This is a genomic window from Paenarthrobacter sp. NPDC090517 (assembly GCF_044769165.1).
Lineage (GTDB): Bacteria > Actinomycetota > Actinomycetes > Actinomycetales > Micrococcaceae > Arthrobacter.
On the sequence record NZ_JBIVXN010000010.1, the window covers coordinates 36392 to 57841 of the forward strand.

Sequence of the window (21450 nt, forward strand, 5' to 3'; positions counted from 1 at the left end):
CCTATGGTGGCTATTTGTCACCGAAGGTCTTGTCCAGGGCGCTGAGGATGTCATCAATGATGTCCTCGGGGTCTTCAAGTCCGATGGACAGGCGCAGGTGGCCGTATTTGTGGAACGATGCCGGGTAGTTTTCGGATCCGCCGCGGGCGTCCGGGCCAACGTGGACGATCAGCGTTTCATCGTGGCCGAGCGAGACTGCCGAGGTGATGACCTGCAGGTTTTTCACGAAGGTGTTTTGGGTGTTTGAGTCACCTTCGACAGCGAACGCGAGGACACCTCCGAAGCCGCGACCTCCGAATTGTTTGCCGGCCAGTTCATGCTGCGGGTGAGAGACGAGGCCAGGGTAGAGGACGTAGGCGATCCGGGCATCGGATTCGAGGACCGCCGCAACCTTCTCGGCGCTGGAGAATTGCTGCTTGAGACGCAGCGGAAGAGTGACAGAACCGCGCATGATCATCCAGGCGTTGAACGGGGAAATGACACCGCCGGCATCAACAATGGCATCGTGTCGGATGTGCTGGACGAGTTCGCGTCGTCCAATGACCACACCGCCCATGGCGTCGCCATGACCGTTGATGTACTTGGTCAGCGAGTGGATGACCAAGTCTGCGCCGTCGTCGAGGGCCCGGTAGAAAGGTGCCGGAGTGAACGTGGCATCAACGGTCAGCAGGACGCCGGCGTCCTTGGCGATCCTGGACAGGGCTGCGACGTTGGCCACCTTGGTGGTGGGGTTGGCGATGGTTTCAGCGTGAATCAGTTTGGTGTTCGGACGAACGGCCGCCCGGACAGCTTCCAGATCGTCCGCGTCAACGAAGGTGGCCTCGATGCCGTACTTTTCCGGAAGAAGTTCCCCGAAAAGACGGTATACCGCTTCGTAGGTGACGTTGGAAACCACTACGTGATCGCCGGACTTCAGGAGGGCGAAGAACACTCCGTGCAAGGCGGCGACGCCGGTGGCAAAAGCGGCTGCGGCTTCGGCGCCTTCCATAGCGGCAAGCTTTGTTTCGAGGGCAACCTGGTTGGCGCCGGCGTTTCGGGTGTAGACCAGTCCGTCGTCAACGCTCGACCAGTCCATCTCCGAGGGGTCGTCCGGAAGAAGGTAGGAGTTGGCCATGACCAGGGGAGTGCGGAGGGCGCCGGTGCCCTTGTCGATGCTGTTTCCTCCATGGACGGCCCAGGTAGCGTCATGGACGGAGGCCCGGTTGTGCTTGTCAGGTGTGCGGTTCATTGTTCGGGTTTCCTTTCGGAGGGTATGCCCTAATCAGTGGGCAAGGGAGAGATTTGGTGGCCGATCAGTCGCTGGACGCTGACGACCTCTGAACCCAGCGTGGACAAGTGCCGCTTAAGGTCAGCGCCTGCGGCAAGCAACGATTCGGTGCTCATGGGTGCAAGTGCGTCCAGAATGAACAATGCCGAGGTGGTCTGGTCACGCAATTGCGTGCGGCGGCCTTGACGCCAATTCCATCGGCGACAGGTGACGCCGTCGTCGTCGCACCAGAGAACTTCACCGGCGTCGGGGTATTCGACGATGGGTTCTCCGCTGGCTATGGTGTCGAAAGGTTCCTGACCCGTCGCACGGATCAGTCGTGGTGCCCCGCTGTAACGGGCGAGGTCTTCGCCACCGAGCGGAATCTGGTGCAGGACCGAGATTGCGTTGTAAAGGTCGGTGAGCCTGTTGACCCTCGGGAGACCCGCGTCCGCCCGGCGAACCAATGCTTCAAGGCTGTTGCGTGTGCGGTTGGGCTTGGCTCCAAAGGCTTGGTACGCCTCCCGCCATGCGGCAATGTGCGGAAGGTGTTCGGCCTTCTGCCCGCTCAGGGCTGTGCGGGCAACTTCCTCAGCTTGCTCCAGCAAAGCGTTGCTTGCTTCATCGCTGGCCCCGGGGACGATCCCATCGACCGCAACCAGCAGGGCCCGGTAGTCGGGTCGAAGTTCGAAAACAGCGGGTTCGACTCGGGCGGCGTCCAGGGTTTCCTGAAGGGCTTGGATACTAGGCATTGCCTGCCTCCCGATGGCCTGAACCGACACCACGTTCAAAGACCGCGAGGGAGAACCGTGCCGGCTCAGAGGTGCTGTTGCTGTACGAGTGGGCCACGTCTCCGGGGAAAGTAACCGAATCCCCGACTTCGAGAATGACCGTTTGATCCGCGATGCCCACCGTGACGGTGCCTTCCTGAACCTGCAGGAGTTCCTTGGTGCCGGGAGTATGTGCTTCGCTTGAATGCTGGTCGCCTGGTCCGAGAATCCAGTCCCACAACTCCACCACTTCCGGTGGCTCTGTTCCGCCGACCAACACGCCGCGTCCGCCCGAGTCACTGCTCCACAGCACGGCACCTTCACCTTGGCGGGTCACTTTGACGGCCTTGGGTTCGGGAGACTGGACCAGGTCCGGCAACCCTACCCCCAAGGCGTCGCTGATCCTTAGCAAAGTGCCGACGCTGGGATTCATGGTTGCCTGCTCAACGTTGATCAGCATGCGGCGGCTCACGCCCGCCGCTTCGGCCAGTTGGTCCAGCGTCATTCGGCGGGCCAGGCGCTCCTGCTTCACCCGAGTGCCGATCGCCGAAGCCAAAGTTGCGATGTTCTCATCCATGAATGCAGCATACTGCACTTAGAGTGCACTTTCAATGGGTATCGATGCTAGTCAGGGTTAGGGTTCCGTGATCTGTTCCTGCCGCAGCCCGGAGTGGCGGAAACATAGCGCCAATGGGATATGTTGTTATCAACAATTTAGGTAAGGCTTATGGATCCATATCAACTCAGCGTCTTGCGCGAGCTCGGTGATCATGGCAGTGTGGCCGCGACGGCACGCGCTCTTGGCGTCAGTCCCTCGGCGGTTTCCCAGTCACTTGCCGCGCTCCAACGTAAGTTCAAGGCCCCCTTAACCCAGAAACGGGGGCGATCCGTTGAACTCACTGATGCCGGACAGGCTCTAGCGGTAGCGGCCATTGCTGTTTCCGAGGCGATCACTCGCGCCGAAGCCACTGTGGACGAGTTTGTCGGAGGCATCGACCGGACCGTGCGCGTCAGTGCTTTCCACAGCGCTGCGATGACGTTCTTCCCCGAGCTGGCCGCCCTGGAACATACGGAAGGATTCCCAGTGGTTGAATGCGTCGATGAAGACGTTGACCGTGTTTCGTTCCCGGCTCTGACCGCCAGCTACGACATTGTGATCGGCCACAGAATGAGCCACACACCCCCGTGGCCCCGGGACAGGCTTGCAGTGTTGTCGTTGTTGCGGGAACCCATGGATGTGGCAATGCATTCGTCCCATGACCTGGCAATGAAGAAGACGCTGAAACCGGCTGACTTGGTCGGAACGACGTGGATTTCCACCCATGCTGGTTTTTCACCGGCCGACATGCTCGACGCCGTAGCCGCTGCGGCCGGGTATCCGATGCGCGTTGTGCACAGGATCAATGACTTCAGCACTGCGGCGGCCATGGTGTCCGAAGGCGGACACCTTGCATTGCTGCCCCGGCATACCGTTCGGATTCCTGCATCCCAGGACGTCGTCCTGCGTCCGCTGGAAGGCGTCCAGACAGTTCGCCACGTGGACATGCTGGTCCGCCCCGAACGGGTAGTTCACCGGGCAGTGGCAGTCGTTATCGATGCTTTGCGCGGGATCGCCCAATCGCATGTTCAACCCCCCTCAGTCAGGAGCGCCCATGCCCAAGAATCCACGCGATGAGATAGACGCGCAGATTCTTGCCGAGCTTCGTCGAAACGCCCGCATCAGCCTGGCTCAACTTGGCGAGAAGGTGCTGCTTTCCCGTAACGCTGTGCGGCAGCGCGTCGAACGGCTGGAACGGGACGGCTTCATCAACGGTTACACCATCAAAGAATCCACGGGGAACGGAACGCCCACGGTCAACGCCGTGCTCCTGATTCAGCGTCAGGACAGGATGAGGGGTGGCGACGTCATCGCCGGCCTGCGGGCGATTCCGGAAATCATCACCTGCGACGTCGTGAGTGGGGAGCTTGATCTGATCGCCAGGGTGGAGGCACCGGACGCAGCCAGGATCCAGGAAATCTGGCGGCAGGTTTCAGAGTTTCCCGGAGTCCGGGATACAACCACTGCCTTATCCCTCTCGACGGTGATAGACAGGCAGATTCCACGCTAAATGGTGCGCAGATACTGAGTAAATAAAAGAATCCGGCGTTGCGGACCCGCGTAGGTCCGCAGCGCCGGATTTGCTGCGAGCTTTTGACCCTGGTCAGGCGCCCAACAGTGCCTCAACCTGCTCGGGCAGAAGCAGGCCTTCGGTGACAGCGAGGTCCATGACGCTGTGCCCTGAAGCAAGGGCGCGGTGGGCGAGCTCTGCCGCCACTGCATAGCCCAGCAACGGGAGCAGCGCAGTGGCCTGCGCTGTGGAGGCCCTCGCCCGGGAGCGCAGCAAAGCCTCGTTCGCTTCAATGCCCTCCACGCAAAGGTCCCGCAGCACGTCGGCACCGTTGGTCAGCCAGCTCACTGACTGAAGCAGGGCGTGGGCTATGGCTGGTTCGAACGCGTTCAGCTGAAGCTGTCCGTTTTCTGCCGCCATGGTTACAGTTACGTCAGCTCCGGCGACGAAGAAGGCGATCTGATTGACGACCTCGGGAACCACGGGGTTGACCTTGCCGGGCATGATCGAGGAGCCCGCTTGACGCGCGGGCAACCGGATCTCGGCTAGTCCTGTTTGCGGCCCGCTGGAGAGCAGCCGCAGGTCGCTGCAGATCTTGGACAGCTTGATAGCGGTGCGTTTGAGCGCTCCGGAGAACGTCATGAAGGCGCCGGTGTCCCACGTTGCTTCGACGAAGTCGTGGGCACGGACCAGCTTCACGCCGCTGACGGCTGAGAGCTTGTCGATGACCCTGTTAACATACAGTGGATCGGCGGTGATGCCCGTGCCGATGGCGGTGGCACCCAGACTGCACTCAAGCAACAGCGCAGCCGCCTCGCGCAGCCGGCGCTGGTCTTCCTCCAGCGTCACGGAGAACGCGGTGAACTCCTGACCAAGGGTCATTGGCACCGCATCCTGCAACTGCGTACGACCAACCTTCGGGATGGATGCGAACGCCTGACCCCGTCCGGCGAACGCAGCTGAAAGCAGGGCCAGGCGCTCCAACAAGTCCTCCAAAGCGAACACCAGAGCCAAACGCACCGCCGTTGGGTAGACGTCATTGGTGGACTGGCACTTGTTGACGTGCCCGATCGGATCAACAACCTCGTAGGAGCCTCGGGGATGGCCCAAGGCTTCCAGCGCGAGGTTGGCGATGACCTCGTTGGCGTTCATGTTGGTGGAAGTCCCGGCGCCACCTTGGATGACGTCCACTGGAAAAGCATGGTCGACGTCGCCTGAGGCCACAGTGTCACAGGCTGCAACGATGGCGTGGCCAATGTCTGCCGGGATCAGGCTCAACTCGGTGTTGGTCTGCGCCGCAGCCTTCTTTACGTGGGCAAGGGCTCGGACCAGGTGCCGGTGGGTTCCCAGTTGGATGCCGCTGATGGGGAAGTTGAGGATGGCCCGTTCAGTATGGATTCCCCACAAGGCGGACCTGGGGACCGCCAAGGTCCCCAGGCTGTCCTGTTCAATTCTTACGCCTGTGGTCATGAGGCGATCGCGATGACTTTGGGCTGGGTCATTTCTTCGTAGGCGAAGTGGACACCTTCGCGGCCCATGCTGCCGTATTTTGAACCACCGAACGGCATTGCGTCATGCCGGTAGTCCGAGGAGTCGTTGATCATCACGCCGCCTGCGTCAATCGCCTTGGCGGTTGCCAGTGCTCGGCCCAGGTCCTTGGTGAATACCCCGGCCTGCAAGGCGTATTCGCTGTCGTTAGCCAGCTTGATGGCTTCCTCGGCGGTCTCGAACGGTTCCACCAAGACGACGGGGGCAAACAGTTCCTCGCTCCAGGCCTCACAGTTGCGGGGGACGCCCGTGAGCACAGCGGGCGTCAGGACTGGCCCGTTGAGGGTGCCGCCAGTGAGTAGCTGTGCCCCGGCAGCCACTGCGTCATCGATCTTGCGCTTCGCTTCGACCGCGGAGCCATTACTGATCATCGGCCCGACGTCGGTTTGTTCGTTGCGCGGGTCGCCGGTTTTCAAAGCAGCCGTTTGGCCGACGAAGTCCTTCAAGAAGGCATCGAAGACAGTCCTTTGGACAAGGATGCGCTGCGCGCCGATGCAGTTCTGTCCGGCTGCCCAGAAGGAGCCGGAGACACAGGCCTCGACGGCGGTGGCAAGGTCGGCGTCGTCGAACACAATCACGGGCGCGTTGCCGCCGAGTTCCATGGACAGACGCTTGATGCCGGCATTCGCTGCGATGGCACGCCCGGTGGCAAAACCTCCGGTGAAGGAAACCATGCGGACCAGCTTGGAGGCAATGATGGTCTGCGCAATAGTGCGATCACCCAAGACAACGGTGACGAACTCCGCCGGCAGGCCGGCCTCACGCAACAGGTCCACGAGAAGGATGGCTGTCAACGGAGTCAGTTGCGATGGCTTCAGAATCACGGTGTTGCCGCCGGCAATCGCTGGGCCGAGCTTGTGGGCCACCAAGTTCAAAGCGTCGTTGTACGGGGTAATGGCCGCAATGAGTCCCAACGGTTCACGGGTGAACCAACCCTGCCGGTTCTCGGAGCCTGCGAAGGAGTCGAAGGGAACCACTTCGCCGACATTCCGGCGCGTCTCTGCAGCCGAGAGCTTGAGCGTGTTGACGGCCCGCGCGACTTCCTTGCGTGCCTGTTTGATGGTCTTGCCCGCTTCGGCAACGATCAGTTCCGCGACTTTTTGGGACCGCTCCTGAAGAAGGTCCGCGGCGGTGTCCAAGATCCGCCCACGCTCGTGGCGGGGCATGGAGGCCGCTGCCGGAGCGGCGGAAGCGGCACGGATCAGTTCCACCTGTACATCTGCCTCGCTGCACTGGGGCAACGTTGCCAAAACGGAACCGTCAAACTTGTTGTGCACCACCAGATCGTGGGTTGTCACGGTGGAGCTGACTTCGGCAATCGCTGTTTCAGGCACGGACGGCTCCTTTGACGAATTCGTTGACGGCCATGATGTCCGAGATGAGGGCGTAGGCGGTCTCCACACGACCAGCGCCCGGGCCGGACACGGTGACTGCCCCGAGCAAGTCGGTGGTGAAGGACACCGCGTTGGTGGCACCGGAAATGCCTGCGAGTGGGTGATCGGCCGGCAGGGCGATCGGCTGGACACTGGCAACGACCCGGCCATCACTCTCGCGGCGGGCTTCGCCGATCAACTTCCAACGAAGTCCACTTGCCAACGCCTTGGCCACGTCATCGCTCTTGATGTCTTGGATGCCAGTGGTCTCTATATCGCTGGGGTTCATGCTGGCGCCGAGCAGTTCGTTGGCCAGAATGGCGACCTTGAGCCGGACATCGGAGCCGCCGATGTCCGCGGTCGGGTCCGCCTCCGCGTACCCGAGATCCTGGGCCTCCGCGATAGCTTCGTCCAAGCGCAAACCGGCTTCCATGCGGCCCAGCACATAATTGCTGGTTCCATTCAGGATGCCCTGGACTGCGGTCAGCTCGAGACCTCCGAGCATCTTGTGTGCAAGACGGATAACAGGTGTGCCGCTCATGACGGCGCCTTCGTATTCGAAGCGGACACCGTTGCTTGCGGCGAGTTTGCTCAGTTCAGGGCCTCGGAGGGCGACGGGTCCCTTGTTGGTGCTCACCACGTGCTTGCCCGACTCGATGGCCCACTTCACGTGCGAGACGGCGGGTTCGCCATCGATTGGGCTGGTGAAGGTCGCTTCGACGACGATGTCGGCGAGGCTGTTCTTGATGACGTCTTCGTTGCGGGGGTCGGAGCTGCCGCCAGGGAGCCCGTCGAAGGAGGATCCGCGGGGCATGGCCAGGACGGCTGCAAGGTCGATGCCGTCGCCCTGGACAAGCGATCCGAAAGCAAGGTCGGTGATGGCTACGACGCGGAGCTCGAACCCGAGGGAAGTGAAGCGCTGGGGTTCGTCGCGGATCAATTCGGCCAGGGCGCGGTTGACGCCTCCGAAACCGATCAGGGCCAGATTGTAAGTAGTCACGGGATCTCCTTGGTAGGGCGGTGATGCTGTCCTTTAAGCCTCGTTCCCGGGTATGTCAGTTTCCTAGGTACGAATCGCCTGCCGGAGATGCCGAAACGCCCAAAAATGTGGGCAGTTTGGCCGCATCGGCCATTGGCCTGATGCTCCGGAATCTTCACGGAAAGGCAAAACGGCCTTCCACGAATGTGTGAAAGGCCGCTTTGTCTGTATCCGGGTTGCGGGGACTGTGTTTCACGCCTGTACAGGCGCAGATATGTGGGGCTGCTGTTGTCGGTGCCCTCCGCGTTGTGCTGCCGCGCCTGCGAAGATAACCAGCAGGATTCCCGCGAGTTGGAGAGCCGAAGGGGACTGGGCGAGCACGACCATACCCAACAGGAGGCCGATGGCGGGCTCCAACGCCAGCAGGGTGCCGAACGCTGTGTGCGTCATCCGACGTAGCGCCCGCATTTCCAGGATGTAGGGCAGCACCGGTATCAGTACCGCCAGGGCGGCGGCCACGGCAACGAGTTCCCATGTGATGTGCCCGAAAGCCTGCGGCAGTCCGAACGGCGTCACAACCACGGCTGCAATAGGAATGGTTAGCGCGAGGCCACCAATTCCGCTGAACCGGTCACCCACTTTTTGGGTCAACAGAACGTAGGCCGCCCAGCCGACCGCGCCCATGGCAGCGAAACCGACGCCGATCAGGTCAACTTCGCTGGCCCATGGTTCGGTGAGCAGGAGGACGCCTGCCAGTGCAGTTGCAGGCAAGACCAACGATCGAACGCCCCGCCCGCGAAGTGCCGCGACGCTGAGCGGGCCAAGGAATTCAATGGCGACAGCGGTGCCAAGCGGAAGACGTTCCATGGCGGCGAGGAACGTCACTGACATCACTCCAACGGCGATGCCAAGACCCAGGACGGCCGGGGCGTCACGAAGGCGGAGGGACTTCAGCGGCGGGCGGGCCAAGAGCAGCAGGATGAGCGCGCCCATGCTTAGCCGAAGCCACGCCGTTCCGATGGGTCCGAGCGCCGGCATCAATCCTGCTGACAGGGCAGAGCCAAGCTGGATGGAAAACATGGCTGCTATGGTCAGCGCCCACGGTGGTATTGCGGGGTTGGAAGTGGTCATTGTTGGTTCCCCTCGGTCGGGCATCCACTGCTTGTGCGCAACCTCGGAGGCCTGGTCACGTCAGGGTGGCTTTGTTGATGAGATGGTCTGAGATGGTGATGTCGGGCCCGAGCCCGGTCAGGTGGGTTGCGAGTTCCTCGGCAGCCGCCTTCAAGGCCTCAGTGCTAACAGGATCCAGGGCATCCAGGATGAACAACGCGCTGGAGGTTTCGTCCCGTAGCTGTGTCCGTCGGCCTTGCCGCCAGTTCCAGCGTCGGCAAGTCACGCCGTCGTCGTCGCACCAGATGACTTCGCCTGGTTCGGGATACTCGACGACGGCCTCCCCGTTGGCTGTTGTGTCGAAAGGTTCCTCGCCGGTAGCGCGCATGAGCCGGGGCGGACCGCTGTATTTGGAGAGGTCTTCACCGCCGAGCGGGATTTGGTAAAGCACGGAGATGGCGTTGTAGATGTCTGTCAGCCGGTTCACTCTGGGGAGTCCTGTGGCACCGCGCCGGAGGAGCGCCTCAAGGCTGTTCCGTGTTCGGTTGGGCTTGGCGCCGAAGTCTTGATAGGCCGCTCGCCACGCGGCGACATGCGGGAGTGCCTCCACCTTTTGCTCCTGAAGTGCCAGCCGGGCGGAAGCTTCCGCTCTATGGAGTAGCGCCTCGCTTGCGTCATTGCTGGCCCCCGGTACGAGGCCATCGACGGTGAGCAGCAGAGCTCGATAGTCCGGGCGCAATTCAAAGATGGCCGGATCAACGTAGCTGGCGTTCACGAGAAGGGTTGAGGTTTCCATAAAGGCATCATACTGCACTTTTAGTGCACTATGTAAGGGGGTCAGATTGGCGAAGCTTGCTACCCGCCGCCCGGACGGCTTTGGTGATTCGTTCGAGACGTGGTGAGACCATTGACCAGCACTGCCAGTACAGCGCTACGTCACTTGGGGCCCCGGGGAGGGGAACCAGCCCATGGGACAGGTCCTGCTGGAGTTGCTGCTCGGGGATCATGCCCCAGCCCAGTCCGGCGCATGCGGCCGCAAGGAACGCTTCGGAGGAAGGGATGGTATGGGTTGGGGGGAAGTGTTCAATACCCTGGGAACGAAGGAAGCGGTGCTGCATGTCATCGTCGGTGCTGAAGCGGAGCATCGGCATTTCCGACCAGTTCACCCCATCAGAAGTTTGGTGCCGTTGCCGCAGTGTAGTTGAGGCTGCCGGGACATAGCGCATCACGCCGAGCAACTCCGCCCGGCATCCGCCGGCGGCTTTTGGATCGGTGGTGACTGCCCCCAGTACGTCTCCTTGGCGCAGTAACCGGCTGCTGTGGTCTTGGTCTCCGATGTGCAGGTCCAGCACTGTATCCGGCCATGCGGCCGCATCCTGTAGTACCGGGACAAACCAGGTGGCCAGCGAATCGGCGTTGACGGCGAGGGCAACAGTGGCCCGCCCCGTAGGCCTTTGGCCCAAGGACTGCAGTGCGTCTGCCTCCAACGCTAGAATCTGTCGGGCTGTGCGCAGGAGTACGGCGCCGGCTTCCGTGGGGCTGCTCGGCAGGCTGCGGCGGACCAGTATTTGCCCGGCAGAGGTTTCCAAAGCCCTGATGCGCTGGCTGACAGCGGAAGGCGTGATGCCGAGCAGGGTCGCGGCAGCATCGAATGATCCGGCCTCGACGATGGCGCTTAGAGCCTTCAGATGTTCGAAGTTCATGGTGTAAACGTAAATACCTTGGCTGGTTTGGGTCCTGCCCCTGTGCGGGCCGCTGACTCGGCGGCCCGCACCTGGGGGATCGAGACGTTGTTTACAGGACTTTGCTGAAGAAACTCTTGGTGCGTTCCTGCTGAGGGTTGGCTATGAGCTCGCGGGGATTGCCGGACTCTACGATGATCCCGCCGTCCATGAACGTCAGAGTGTCTCCGACCTCCCGGGCAAAACCGATCTCGTGGGTTACTACGATCATGGTCATGCCCGACTTCGCGAGGTCTTTCATAACATCCAGGACGTCTCCCACCAGTTCAGGATCGAGTGCCGAGGTCGGTTCGTCGAAGAGCATCAGCTCCGGATCCATGGCCAAAGCCCGGGCGATGGCAACACGCTGTTGCTGGCCACCGGAGAGCTGCGCGGGGTAGTAACCGGCGCGATGGGCGAGTCCCACGCGGTCAAGGAGCTCCTGGGCACGGCGTTTCGCCGGAACTTTTTCGAGCCCTCTGACCTGCACGGGAGCCTCAATGATGTTCTCCAGGGCTGTCTTGTGGCCAAAGAGGTTGAACCGTTGGAAGACCATGCCGATGTGTCGGCGTTGGCGGGCGACGTCCTTGAGATGCAGTTCGTGGAGCTTTCCATCCTTTTCGCGGTATCCAATGAGTTCGCCGTTGACGCGGATCCGGCCGGCGCTAATGCTCTCCAAATGGTTGATGCAGCGCAGGAGGGTTGACTTTCCAGACCCCGAGGGGCCGATCAGGACTGCGACTTCACCTTGTTTGACGGTCATATCGATGCCACTAAGGACGTGATGATCCCCAAAATACTTGTGGACGCCCTCAATCATGACCAGATCGGTGGTTGCTGCCCTCATCGGCCGTTCTCCTCAATGGTTGGTGCGCTATCAGGGGTGGTGGTGGCCGGTGCCAGGTTGACGCTTGCGCCGGCTGCCTGAAGGGCTGCGGGATTGACTGTGATGCGCGTGGAAATATCGATGCCCTTCCCGTAGTGCTTCTCGATGAAGTGCTGGCACACCATGAGGATGCTTGTGACCACCAGGTACCAGAAGGCCGCGACTATGAGCAACGGAATGGGGAGGTAGCTTCTGTTGGCAAGGGTATTGGTGACGAAGGTTAGATCCAGTGTGAAAGGAACTGCGAGAACCAGGGAAGTCGTCTTGAGCATTCCAATGGTTTCGTTGCCGGTTGGCGGGACGATGATGCGCATCGCTTGCGGAAGCACAATCCGCCACATGATTTTTGTGCCACGCATGCCCAAGGCTTCAGCGGCTTCAATTTGTCCCTTGTCCACTGACTTCAGGCCGGCGCGGAAGATCTCGGCCAGATACGCCGACTCGTTCAGTGCGAGCCCCAAGACCGCAGCCCAGAAAGCGTTAAGCAGGTCTTGTGTAGTGAGGGTAAGTAGCTCCGGGCCGAACGGCACCCCGAGAGTGATCTTAGGATAAAGGACGGCCACCAGTCCCCAGAAGATCAACTGGGTGTAGACCGGGGTGCCCCGGAAGAACCAGACCCAGAACCAGCTGGACCACCGGAAGATAGGGTTGTCAGACTGGCGCATGAAGGCCAGCAAAATAGCCAAGGTCACCGCTATGGCCATCGAGAGAACGGTGAGCAACAAGGTCCAACCGACGCCGCGGATAACGTTTTCGTCGAGGACGTACAGGCCGAAGGTATCCCAGTGGAAGTTGGGGTTGGTGGCCAGGCTATGGATGCCAATGGCAGCCACCACAAGAATGGCGGCGGCTCCCACCCAGCGTCCGGGGTGGCGGACGGGAACTGCTTTGATCAGCTCCGGTGAAGGATTTCCCCGCATGGTGCTCAAGGGGTTGGTGGTAATGCTCATGACTGCACGGCAGGGTTGACTTCGGGCGTGGTGATGGCGCCGTCGGAGTTGCTCCAGGAATCGAGGATGCGCTGGTACGTTCCGTCAGCAATCAACTTGGCAACCACTTTTCGGACGAGCTCGGCCAGCGCCGTGTCATTCTTGGGGACAGCGATGCCCACCGGGGAGGTGTTGTATACCCCTCCGGCTTTTTCTACGGCTCCGTTGGTCTGCTGGATGGCGTATCCGATCAGGGTGGACTCTGCGATCATGGCGTCGATGCTTCCGTTGACCAAGCGTGTGGTGACATCCGTCTGGTTCTTCAGGGTGACAATGTCGATGGGCTGTTTACCGGCTTTGACACATTCATCGTTGCGGTTCTTGAGGTCAGGATCTTCCTGGGTTGTTCCCGTCTGCACGCCCACGGATTTTCCGCAGACGTCATCGGGGGAGAACTTCCTGGGGTCGCCCTTCTGCACGGCCCAGGCTGTCCCGGCGTTGAGGTAGCTGACGAAGTTGACGGCCTCGAGCCGCTCTTTGGTGATGCTGAAAGAGCTGATCCCGAGATCGTACTTGGGTCCCAGGGCAGGGAGGATGCCTGTGAATTCTGCGGTCTGTACGTCCACTTTCAGGTCCAAGGTGGCTCCGATGGCCTTCGCGAGGTCGACGCCGTAGCCCATGGGGGTGCGGTTGTCCGCGCCACCGAGGAACTCAGCCGGAGCGTAGGTTGTGTCGGAGCCGATGACCAAGGTGCCCTTGGACTTGATGGCTTCCGGTACCTGTGACGCGAGCGTTTCATCCGCCGTTACGCTGACGGGATCGAATGTGGCATTGTGCGGGCCGGAGGTGGGACTCGCTGTGGATCCGGAAGCATTGGTGCACGCGGACAAGGCAAGCAAGCCTGTGGTCAAGATGGCCGCACCCTTGGCAAAAGTCCTCAATCCGCGCGGAGCGGGTTTGACTCCTGTGTCCCGATGCTGCGCCGCGGGCAACTGGTGGTCGTTTGATCTGTTTGTCGATTCCGACATGCTGTCTCCTGATGATGGTGCGCCGATGCGGGCGAAAAATGAGAGTGCTGCCCCTGTCGAGTCTCTGCAGCGCTGCGTCATGGGGCTTGCGGGAAAGTGCGATGGGTCAATGGTATGGATCACAACACCGTGCACCAACGGCCCATATTCGAATCGACGGTTAAGGTTAGGCTTACGAGAATTTACGCCGGATCGCTGCAGGCGTTTAGCAGCAAGCACCTTCCCGGAAGTGTCCGAATCTGTGGGATGGTTGTCGTTTTGGACGGTTCCTTCGCCGTCGACGCCACGAAATGCTGGGTAGGTAACCCATCCAGGAGGAAAAATGACCGAATTTATCGCCGGCGTCGAAGTGCCCGAAACTGAACTGGTCCGCGAAGCCACATCACTGGTGATGGATGCAGCGGAGGCAGCTGTCTTTCACCATTCCCGCAGGGTCTTCCTCTGGGGAACCCTGCAGGCTCGCGCAAGGGACTGGGAAGTGGACCCCGAACTCGCCTACGTCGGCGGGCTGTTCCACGATCTGGGACTGACAGCCAAGTACAGAAGCACCGGGCAGCGTTTCGAAGTCGACGGCGCGGATTTGGCGTTTGATTTCCTGAAGGAGCACGGCCGTTCCGAGGAAGATGCCCGGAACGTCTGGTTGGCGATTGCCCTCCACACAACACCCGGGATTCCAGAGCATTTGGGTCCCGACGTGGCGGTTGTATCGCTGGGGGTGGAGACCGACGTGCTGGGAATGAACCTTGATAAGATTTCGCCGACTGAACGCGCGAACGTCCTCGCTTCGCATCCAAGGCCCGGATTCAAAGGAAAAATTCTGGAAGCGTTCTACGAGGGAATGCGGGAGCGCCCGGACACGACGTTCGGGACAATGAACGACGACGTGCTCGCTCACTTCGATCCGTCATTCGTACGATCGAACTTCGTGCAGATCATCCAGAATAACGATTGGCCGGAATAAGGTTTTCGCTGGAGCCGGTGAATTCGCCGGCGCCAGCAGCGTCGTTTACAACCAGGTCAGGATGGTCGCATGCAGCACGACGGTATGGTCGTTTTCCTCATGTTTGATGGTGTGACCATGCTCGATGTAGCAGGGCCGGCAGAAGTTTTTGCCGAAGCGAACAAGCTCGGAGCTGCCTATACCCTGAAATACATTTCTGTCTCGGGGGAGCCCGTCAGCACTTCCATCGGTCTCCCAGCAGGGGTAGACGGATGCCCCGCCGACTTGAAAAGCCTCGATACTTTGATCGTTCCGGGCGGTGATCACCTGCCCAATACCCCTATCGCCACGGAACTGGTGGCGGCTGTTCAGTCCATTCAGGGACGTTCCCGGAGGGTGGTTGCCATCTGTACCGGCGCGTTCGTTCTTGCTGCCGCCGGCCTGTTGGATCAACGACGGGCGACAACGCACTGGCAGCACACGCGGCTCCTTGCCGCCGCCCACCCCGAAATCCGGGTGCAGCCTGATTCGCTTTTCGTCGAAGACGGAAATGTCTTCACATCGGCTGGTGTCTCTGCCGGCATTGATCTTGCACTGGCATTAGTGGAGAAAGACCACGGCCCTGCCCTCGCCCGTGAGGTGGCTCAGAAGTTGGTTCTGTTTATGCAGAGGCCAGGAGGACAGTCACAGTTCTCGGCACCCCTATCCGTAGAAAAGCCCAAGAATCAACCCTTGCGTGAAGCGGTAGAACTGATCTCGGCGTATCCGGAGCAAAACCACACCTCCGGCTCCATTGCCAGGATGGTGGGACTGAGCCCCCGGCAGGTGGCGCGCCTTTTTGCCACGGAACTGCAAACTTCCCCGACGAAGTTTGTTGAGCAGGTTCGTCTTGACCGGGCGAAAGCACTTCTTGCGGCAGGACAAGGCATCACAAAAACGGCAGCGGTGGCAGGTTTTGGAAGCTCGGAGTCCATGCGGAGGATCTTCAACCAGCGCCTTAGTGTGTCGCCCAGTGAATACCGAGCCCGCTTCCAGTCCACAATGGCCCGCACGGATGACCGCGTTGCGCTGGACGACGTTCGCAACGCCAGCGAAACCATCAAAGACGGTTAGAGGCGGCGGCGATAACGGTTCAGAGCTTAGTGGGCCCGTACTTTCGGGTGCCGGGGCTTAGTACGGGTTTCCGGCGCAGTTGCATCAGCCCCGCGACGGTCAGCCCGGCGGTAAGTGTGAGGGCCGCCACCCAGAGGGTGAGGCCGGCGAGGTCATGGATGGCCATCTGCGGGAGCCTTCTGTCCGGTACGGCTACGACGCCGATGAACGCACCGATGAGTCCGAAGTAACTGCCTGTCATAAACCGCTGGTGCGCACGGATATTGCCGCGGCGGACGGACCATAGGCCCATGGTCAGCGTACAGAACGTCAGCACAGAGAGGGCGTGGAGCCAGTTGAACCCGCCGTCGATGGTTCTGATCCCGAAGGAGGTGAGGACCACGACGTACATGGCCACTGCCCAGATGCGGCCCAGGATCTTGTGTGCTGCGCTGCCTTTGTTGCGGCGAAGCAGGTTCACGGCGCCGAAGATCAGGGCGTAACCTGCTGCGATGGCGTGCAGGGCGATGAGGAAGGTCCATGGCGAGGGCATACGGCCAGCCTAGTGGCCGTCACCTGCGGCCTCGTAACTGGCACTTTCCTCAGTTACTTAGTGCTTTCCTTGCGCTTTTTGACCCTTCGGATGATGAGCCACACTATGAAGGCGGCAAGTCCCGCATACACGGCGTAATTGAGGAATCGTGAGTACTGGTCCACAAGGTGATATTGCGTGCCGAGCAGTGATCCCGCCCCAATGAGCAGGGCGTTCCATACGCCGGTCCCGGCCACGGTAAAGAGGCTGAACGTCAGCAGGTTCATGCGTTCGGCACCTGCCGGGAGGGAGATAAGGCTGCGAACGCCGGGTAGCAGCCTGCCAAAGAAAATTGCTGATTTACCGTGGCGCTCGAACCAATCGGCGGCCTTCTCGAAGTCTTCCCGGTCAACCAACGGCAGTTTCGAAAGTAGCTTGATGGACCGCTCCAACCCCACCTTGTACCCCAGCCAATAGAGGAGCATTGCGCCGGCATATGCGCCGAGGGTGCTGGTGACGAACACCAGGATCAGGTTCATGCTTCCCTGCTGGGTAAGGAATCCAGCGAGTGGGAGGATCACCTCGCTGGGAATGGGTGGGAATACAGTCTCCAGAAGCGTCAGCAAGCCCACGCCCCATTCACCGAGGGCTTCGATTACCTGCGCGGCGATACCGACAATCCCGGTCAATTCATCGGCTGCAGCAGTCGCCTTGTGAAAACTGATCAGGTGGATCTCCTTTCCTAAGCGACGCTGCCGTAGAGGCCTGAGGCGCAAGCGGCCGGTTCCAAAGGGAAGCCCAGTGATGGGGGACCACTGGGCTTCCACCTCAACGCTATTCCTATCCACGCCCTCGGGCAACAAGCAATGTCGAGAGGTTTCTAGGCAGGTGAATGAACGGCAACGGAGTGGCGCTCAACGGCCGGGCAAGCGACCTTCACAGCGGACTCGAGAGGCGCTGCATCAAGGCCCAACAGCATCCGAACGCCCGCAGCGCCTAGTTCATAGTGGGGCAATGACACCGTTGAAAGTGGAGGACGCAGGTGCGCCGCAATGACTTCCTGGTTGTCGAAACCCACCACGGCAATGTCCTCCGGAATGGAGAGTCCGTTCTCCCGCAGGCCGTCGTAAAGTCCCATCGCCATACGGTCGTTGTAGCAGTACACGGCGCTGACCCCTAGCTCGAGCAGATCCTCAGTGGCTCCGTAGCCGCCTTCCTGATCCGGGTACGCTTCGAGCACCAAATGGGGATCAAAAGGAATACCGGCCGCTTCGAGTGCGTCCTTGTAGCCCTGAAGTCGTCCGTCTCTGGCGGGTGCAGGGGTTGTGGTGTTAATGAACGCGATCCGCCGGTGGCCGCCGCGGAGCAGGATTTCAGTGGCAGATCGTCCACCTTGCGCTTCATCCGGTACTACGGCCCGCGCGGCCCCGGCGTCGGGGGAGAAACAATTGACCAGGACAAAATCCGCCTCGCGAAGGGTATCCGGGATGTCGGTGGGGCGGTGGAACCACGTTGAGTACAGGATGCCGCGGACTTTGTATTCCAGCATCATGGCGATGGCATCTTTTTCGAGGTCTTGGTTGCCTTCGGTATTGGCGATCAGCAGGGCGTAACCATGCTTCCAGGCCTCGTCTTGTGCACCATGGATGATCTGGCCGGCGAAGGGCGTGGTGGCTACGCCGTCGGCCACCAGCCCGATGAACTTCGAGGTTCCACTAACAAGTGTTTTGGCCATGGCATTTGGACGGTAGCCCAGTTGAGCAATTGCCTCAGTGACCCGTTGACGAGTCTCGTCCGCAATGCGCGCGTTCTTCTTTTTGTTAATGACCAGGGAGACAGTGGCAGTGGACACGCCCGCTAGTTCAGCGACTTCGCGGAGGGTCACCGGATGGGCGCGGCCCGCTGTGGCATGAACGATGGGGGCGGCCGCGTTGCCTGAATTTTTCTCCTGCGAAATCATCTGTCCTCCTTCTGGAGTATATCCGTCTGCCATGGCGGTCATCCCTTCGTCGCCCCGCTTTCCAAGCCCTGGATCATGGCCTTGTTCAGGACCAGGAAGACCAGGAGCAGGGGAGTAATGGTCACGCAGACCGCAGCGAAGGTGGCCGTCCAATCCACCTTGCCCATGGCGCCGATGTAGTTTTGCAGGCCCAGCGGAATAGTCTTCAAGTCCTCGGAGAGTACAAAAGTGTTGGCGAAGATGAAGTCGTTCCAAATGAAAATGCTGTTCACCAGGACAACTGTGACCACGGTGTTCAGTGACAGTGGCAGGGTTATCAAACCGAAAATCCTGTACGGGCCGGCACCATCCAAGGACGCAGCCTCGTAGGTTTCCCGCGGAATGTACTCGAAGAAGGATGAGAACAGGTAAATGGACATGGGCAGTGCAAAGCCGGCCAAGGGGATGATCATCGACTGGTAGGTGTCCAACAGGTTCACTGCGGAGTAGTCGATGAACAGCGGGACCAAAGCGATCTGAACGGGAACAATAATCCCCACCAGGAACAAACCGCGGACGAATCGGCTCAGGCGGAAGCCGAGAACCTGAATGGCGTAAGCAGCCATCATGCCGAACAACACAATGAGGATGTTGGCGCCCATGGTGACAATGAAGCTGTTCAGGATGTTCCGGCCCAGATCGCCGGTTTCAAAGGCCCGCGCATAGTTTTCCCACGTCAACGAGCTGGGGAGCGCGAAGGGATCACCGGTAGCGAAGTCGTGTTCCGTCCGCAGGCTGGTAAGGAACAGCCAGGCGAGCGGGTAGACCTGGACGATCACGATGAGCATCATCAGGACCCGCGAGAGTGTCCGATACAGGCTCGGCTTGCGCCGCCGTCGCTGATTAACCGGCTTGGACGGAGCAGAAGCCCGCGGGGTAGACGGGGCTGTCTGGGTGATCATGAATCGGCCTTCCGCTTGAGCATGAACAAGATGAGGCCGACGGCGACGAGGCACTCGATCACGATGAAGACGGAGATGGTACTTGCGTAGCCGAAGTCCGTGCTGGTGAAGGCTGTCTTGTACATGTAGGTGGTAAGCAGCTCCGAGGACTGCCCGGGGCCACCGTTGGTCATGAGGTACGGGATATCGAAACCGCGCAGGCCGTAGGTGGTGGCCATGATGGTGGTGGTAATCCACACGGGACGTATATAGGGGAAACGGATCTTGGTGAAGAGAGTCCACTTCGAGGCGCCGTCCAGGACAGCTGCTTCTTCCAATTCCTTGGGAACGGCGATAAGGGCGGCGTAAATGATGAGCATGTACAGCCCTGTAAACCGCCAGCCTTCGGGCGCAGATACGGCGGCCAGCACCGTGTTCACGTCGGAGAGCCAGGCCCGCTCGAGGGAACCCAAACCTACCCAATGCAGCAGCTGGTTCAACAAGCCAACGGGGTCAATGGAGTAGATACGGATAAAGAGGAATGCAATCGCGACCGTGGAGATCACGGCTGGTAGCAAGTAGAGGGTTTTGATGAGTTCCCGGCCCCGGCGAAGTGACGTGAGCAGACTGGCTACAACCAGTGCTCCGCCGAGCTGCAGCACCAGGCAGATGGCCAGGTAGAGAAGTGCGTTGAAGAAGGACCTCCAGAAAATGTCGTCCGCGGTGAGCATCCGGACATAGTTGGCGAGCCCTACGAACTCCATCTCGCTGATGCCGTTCCAAGAGAAGAAGCTCAGGAACAACGACTGAAGAATCGGGAAGAGTACGGCCGCGCAGTAGAGCAGCAGTGGTGGAAGCAGGAAAACCAGGACCGAGGTTTTTGACCTGTTGGGTAGCATGGTGGGCCTTTCGGGCGGGGGCTTGGGAGCCCCCGCCGTTTCGGTTTACTTGAAGAACTTTGGGGCGTTCTGCTTGATGGCGTCGTCCATGGTCTTGGTGAACTGTTCGGGCGTGATGTTGCCCTGGACCAGGAGGACGAGTTCCTGTTGCAGTCGGCCGTTGGTGGTGGGGTCCAGCTGGGTATCCCACGGCATTGCTTGCTTGTCCCCAAGGGTGTTGGCCGTTTCGAGCGCCTTCTTGTACAGCGGAGTCGCGTTCGCCGGGATGGCCGTTTGTACGTTGGTGGTGGGGGAGAGGGCCCCGGTGGCGGCGTATTCAGCCGGGTACTTCTCCAGGGCGAACTTCAGGAAGTCGCTCACCAACGGGTCATAGGTCTTCGAATTCACCGCCATGCCAATACCGGAGGGCGAGACGAACTCGTTCGCGGCGGTCACCGAACCTTCCGTGGTGGGCAAGGTGAAGAAATCGATGTCGTCCCGCACATCAGGGTTGAGCTTGTCCGTGGCGAGGCTGGGAAGTTCCCAGGTGCCGATGTTGTACATGGCGGCCTGTCCCGAGGTGAACTGGTTCTGTGCGTCCGAGTATCCCTGGGCGGAGAAGCCCTCTTGGAAGCACTTGGCCTTTCCAAGGTCTGCCATCCACTTCACGGTCTTCTGGCCGGCGGCATCCGAGAAGGACGCCTCGCCCTTCTTCAGCTTCTGGACGAAATCGGGCCCCGCTTCACGGAACGGCTGGTACGCGACGTAGCGTTCCAGCGGCCACTGGTCCTGCCCGTCGATGGCGATCGGTGTGATCCCGGCATTGCGAAGGGCGGTGCACATGGCGGGAATGTCATCGAGGGACTTTGGCACGGAAACGCCGGCCTTCTCCATCAAGGCTTTGTTGTACCACATGAATTCGAGTTCAAACTGAAACGGAATCATGTACAGGGAGCCGTCGTCGAAGCGCTGGTAGTCCAGTGCGCCGGGCCGGTAGTCGTCGTAGACGTCCAATGATTTCAGGAGCTTGTCGGCGTCCACCATTTTGCCTTGCTTGGCCAGTTCCTGGGCGAAGGGGGTGGCATCTGTGTCGAACAACTCCGGTAGCTTGTTGGCCGCGGCCAGGGTTTCAAGCTTTTGAATGTATGAGGGCCGGTCCGGGGTGGTGATGAGGTTCAGTTCGAAGCCTGGGTGTTCCTTGGCGTAGTCGTCCGCCAGCTTCTTCATGATGTTGATGACAGCACCATCGGCGGGCCTGGAGAGCAACCAGGATATTTCGCGGGGCTTGATCTCACCGGTAGGGCTGACGTTGGAGGGGTCACTGGCGGCTCCTCCGCCGCCGCAGGCTGTCAAAGCCAGGGCAGCGGCGGCTGCGACGGCAGCGGGACGGAATAGTTTCTTCATGGCGGCAATCTCCCTTGATTGAACAG

Annotated in this window: 22 protein-coding genes; 4 read left to right on the forward strand and 18 right to left on the reverse strand. The window is 60.5% G+C overall.

The features are described from left to right. Positions 1–10: 10 nt before the first annotated feature. From ACIQTW_RS20905 to ACIQTW_RS20915, 3 genes are read right to left on the reverse strand one after another with little or no spacing between them, the layout of a single operon-like run. A complete protein-coding gene (locus ACIQTW_RS20905) occupies positions 11–1228 on the reverse strand; it encodes a trans-sulfuration enzyme family protein (RefSeq protein WP_402941160.1) in 1218 nt (405 codons plus the stop codon). 29 nt (positions 1229–1257) lie between these two features. Further along, a complete protein-coding gene (locus ACIQTW_RS20910; protein ID WP_402941162.1) occupies positions 1258–1998 on the reverse strand; it encodes a B3/4 domain-containing protein in 741 nt (246 codons plus the stop codon). Further along, entirely contained in the window at positions 1991–2593 is a 603-nt protein-coding gene (locus ACIQTW_RS20915; protein WP_402941165.1) for a helix-turn-helix domain-containing protein, read from the reverse strand. The genes ACIQTW_RS20910 and ACIQTW_RS20915 overlap by 8 nt, the downstream gene beginning before the upstream one ends. 150 nt (positions 2594–2743) lie before the next feature. Between ACIQTW_RS20915 and ACIQTW_RS20920 the strand changes: the two genes are divergently transcribed. Continuing rightward, positions 2744–3691, forward strand: a complete 948-nt coding sequence (locus ACIQTW_RS20920; RefSeq protein WP_402941168.1) for a LysR family transcriptional regulator — start codon at positions 2744–2746, stop codon at positions 3689–3691. Then, positions 3669–4124 (forward strand): Lrp/AsnC family transcriptional regulator, encoded by a 456-nt coding sequence (locus ACIQTW_RS20925; RefSeq protein WP_402941171.1) that lies wholly within the window; start codon positions 3669–3671, stop codon positions 4122–4124. Before ACIQTW_RS20920 ends, ACIQTW_RS20925 begins: the two co-directional genes overlap by 23 nt. 93 nt (positions 4125–4217) lie before the next feature. On the opposite strand, the gene ACIQTW_RS20930 is transcribed toward ACIQTW_RS20925, so the two are convergent. The 9 genes from ACIQTW_RS20930 to ACIQTW_RS20970 form a co-directional block, all read right to left on the reverse strand. Next, complete coding sequence (locus ACIQTW_RS20930; RefSeq protein ID WP_402941173.1) at positions 4218–5594, reverse strand: aspartate ammonia-lyase; 1377 nt, start codon at positions 5592–5594, stop codon at positions 4218–4220. Then, a complete protein-coding gene (locus ACIQTW_RS20935; protein WP_402941175.1) occupies positions 5591–7006 on the reverse strand; it encodes an aldehyde dehydrogenase family protein in 1416 nt (471 codons plus the stop codon). The genes ACIQTW_RS20930 and ACIQTW_RS20935 overlap by 4 nt, the downstream gene beginning before the upstream one ends. Then, positions 6999–8045 carry a homoserine dehydrogenase gene (locus tag ACIQTW_RS20940; RefSeq protein ID WP_402941178.1) on the reverse strand — a complete coding sequence of 349 codons (1047 nt, stop codon included), beginning with the start codon at positions 8043–8045 and terminating at the stop codon, positions 6999–7001. The genes ACIQTW_RS20935 and ACIQTW_RS20940 overlap by 8 nt, the downstream gene beginning before the upstream one ends. Before the next feature lie 231 nt (positions 8046–8276). Further along, positions 8277–9155: an EamA family transporter gene (locus ACIQTW_RS20945; protein ID WP_402941181.1), complete on the reverse strand. Its 879-nt coding sequence runs from the start codon at positions 9153–9155 to the stop codon at positions 8277–8279. A gap of 55 nt (positions 9156–9210) precedes the next feature. After that, the gene (locus tag ACIQTW_RS20950) at positions 9211–9930 is read right to left on the reverse strand and encodes a B3/4 domain-containing protein (protein WP_402941184.1); all 720 of its coding nucleotides are present in this window, start codon (positions 9928–9930) and stop codon (positions 9211–9213) included. A gap of 28 nt (positions 9931–9958) precedes the next feature. Further along, on the reverse strand, positions 9959–10837 hold the full coding sequence (locus ACIQTW_RS20955) for a LysR family transcriptional regulator ArgP (protein ID WP_402941187.1): 879 nt from the start codon (positions 10835–10837) through the stop codon (positions 9959–9961). 91 nt (positions 10838–10928) lie between these two features. Further along, positions 10929–11702 (reverse strand): amino acid ABC transporter ATP-binding protein, encoded by a 774-nt coding sequence (locus ACIQTW_RS20960; protein ID WP_402941190.1) that lies wholly within the window; start codon positions 11700–11702, stop codon positions 10929–10931. Continuing rightward, on the reverse strand, positions 11699–12691 hold the full coding sequence (locus ACIQTW_RS20965) for an amino acid ABC transporter permease (protein ID WP_402941193.1): 993 nt from the start codon (positions 12689–12691) through the stop codon (positions 11699–11701). Before ACIQTW_RS20965 ends, ACIQTW_RS20960 begins: the two co-directional genes overlap by 4 nt. Beyond that, a complete protein-coding gene (locus ACIQTW_RS20970) occupies positions 12688–13698 on the reverse strand; it encodes an ABC transporter substrate-binding protein (RefSeq protein WP_402941196.1) in 1011 nt (336 codons plus the stop codon). The genes ACIQTW_RS20965 and ACIQTW_RS20970 overlap by 4 nt, the downstream gene beginning before the upstream one ends. A 322-nt stretch (positions 13699–14020) precedes the next feature. Here ACIQTW_RS20970 and ACIQTW_RS20975 point away from each other — a divergent pair, with 322 nt between their 5' ends. Both ACIQTW_RS20975 and ACIQTW_RS20980 read left to right on the forward strand, forming a co-directional pair. After that, positions 14021–14659: an HD domain-containing protein gene (locus ACIQTW_RS20975; protein WP_402941199.1), complete on the forward strand. Its 639-nt coding sequence runs from the start codon at positions 14021–14023 to the stop codon at positions 14657–14659. A 69-nt stretch (positions 14660–14728) separates the two neighbouring features. Further along, positions 14729–15751 carry a GlxA family transcriptional regulator gene (locus ACIQTW_RS20980; RefSeq protein ID WP_402941202.1) on the forward strand — a complete coding sequence of 341 codons (1023 nt, stop codon included), beginning with the start codon at positions 14729–14731 and terminating at the stop codon, positions 15749–15751. A 19-nt stretch (positions 15752–15770) separates the two neighbouring features. Here the strand turns inward: ACIQTW_RS20980 and ACIQTW_RS20985 are convergent, their stop codons facing one another. The 6 genes from ACIQTW_RS20985 to ACIQTW_RS21010 all read right to left on the reverse strand — a co-directional run bounded on the left by ACIQTW_RS20985 (position 15771) and on the right by ACIQTW_RS21010 (position 21424). After that, a complete protein-coding gene (locus ACIQTW_RS20985) occupies positions 15771–16283 on the reverse strand; it encodes a DUF2306 domain-containing protein (RefSeq protein ID WP_402941205.1) in 513 nt (170 codons plus the stop codon). Between the two features lie 53 nt (positions 16284–16336). Then, a complete protein-coding gene (locus ACIQTW_RS20990; protein WP_402941284.1) occupies positions 16337–16990 on the reverse strand; it encodes a DedA family protein in 654 nt (217 codons plus the stop codon). Between the two features lie 152 nt (positions 16991–17142). Next, complete coding sequence (locus ACIQTW_RS20995; RefSeq protein ID WP_402941208.1) at positions 17143–18222, reverse strand: LacI family DNA-binding transcriptional regulator; 1080 nt, start codon at positions 18220–18222, stop codon at positions 17143–17145. Between the two features lie 38 nt (positions 18223–18260). Then, on the reverse strand, positions 18261–19163 hold the full coding sequence (locus tag ACIQTW_RS21000; protein WP_402941210.1) for a carbohydrate ABC transporter permease: 903 nt from the start codon (positions 19161–19163) through the stop codon (positions 18261–18263). Then, complete coding sequence (locus tag ACIQTW_RS21005; RefSeq protein WP_402941212.1) at positions 19160–20041, reverse strand: carbohydrate ABC transporter permease; 882 nt, start codon at positions 20039–20041, stop codon at positions 19160–19162. Before ACIQTW_RS21005 ends, ACIQTW_RS21000 begins: the two co-directional genes overlap by 4 nt. 45 nt (positions 20042–20086) lie before the next feature. After that, positions 20087–21424 (reverse strand): ABC transporter substrate-binding protein, encoded by a 1338-nt coding sequence (locus ACIQTW_RS21010; RefSeq protein WP_402941215.1) that lies wholly within the window; start codon positions 21422–21424, stop codon positions 20087–20089. Between the last annotated feature and the right edge of the window lie 26 nt (positions 21425–21450).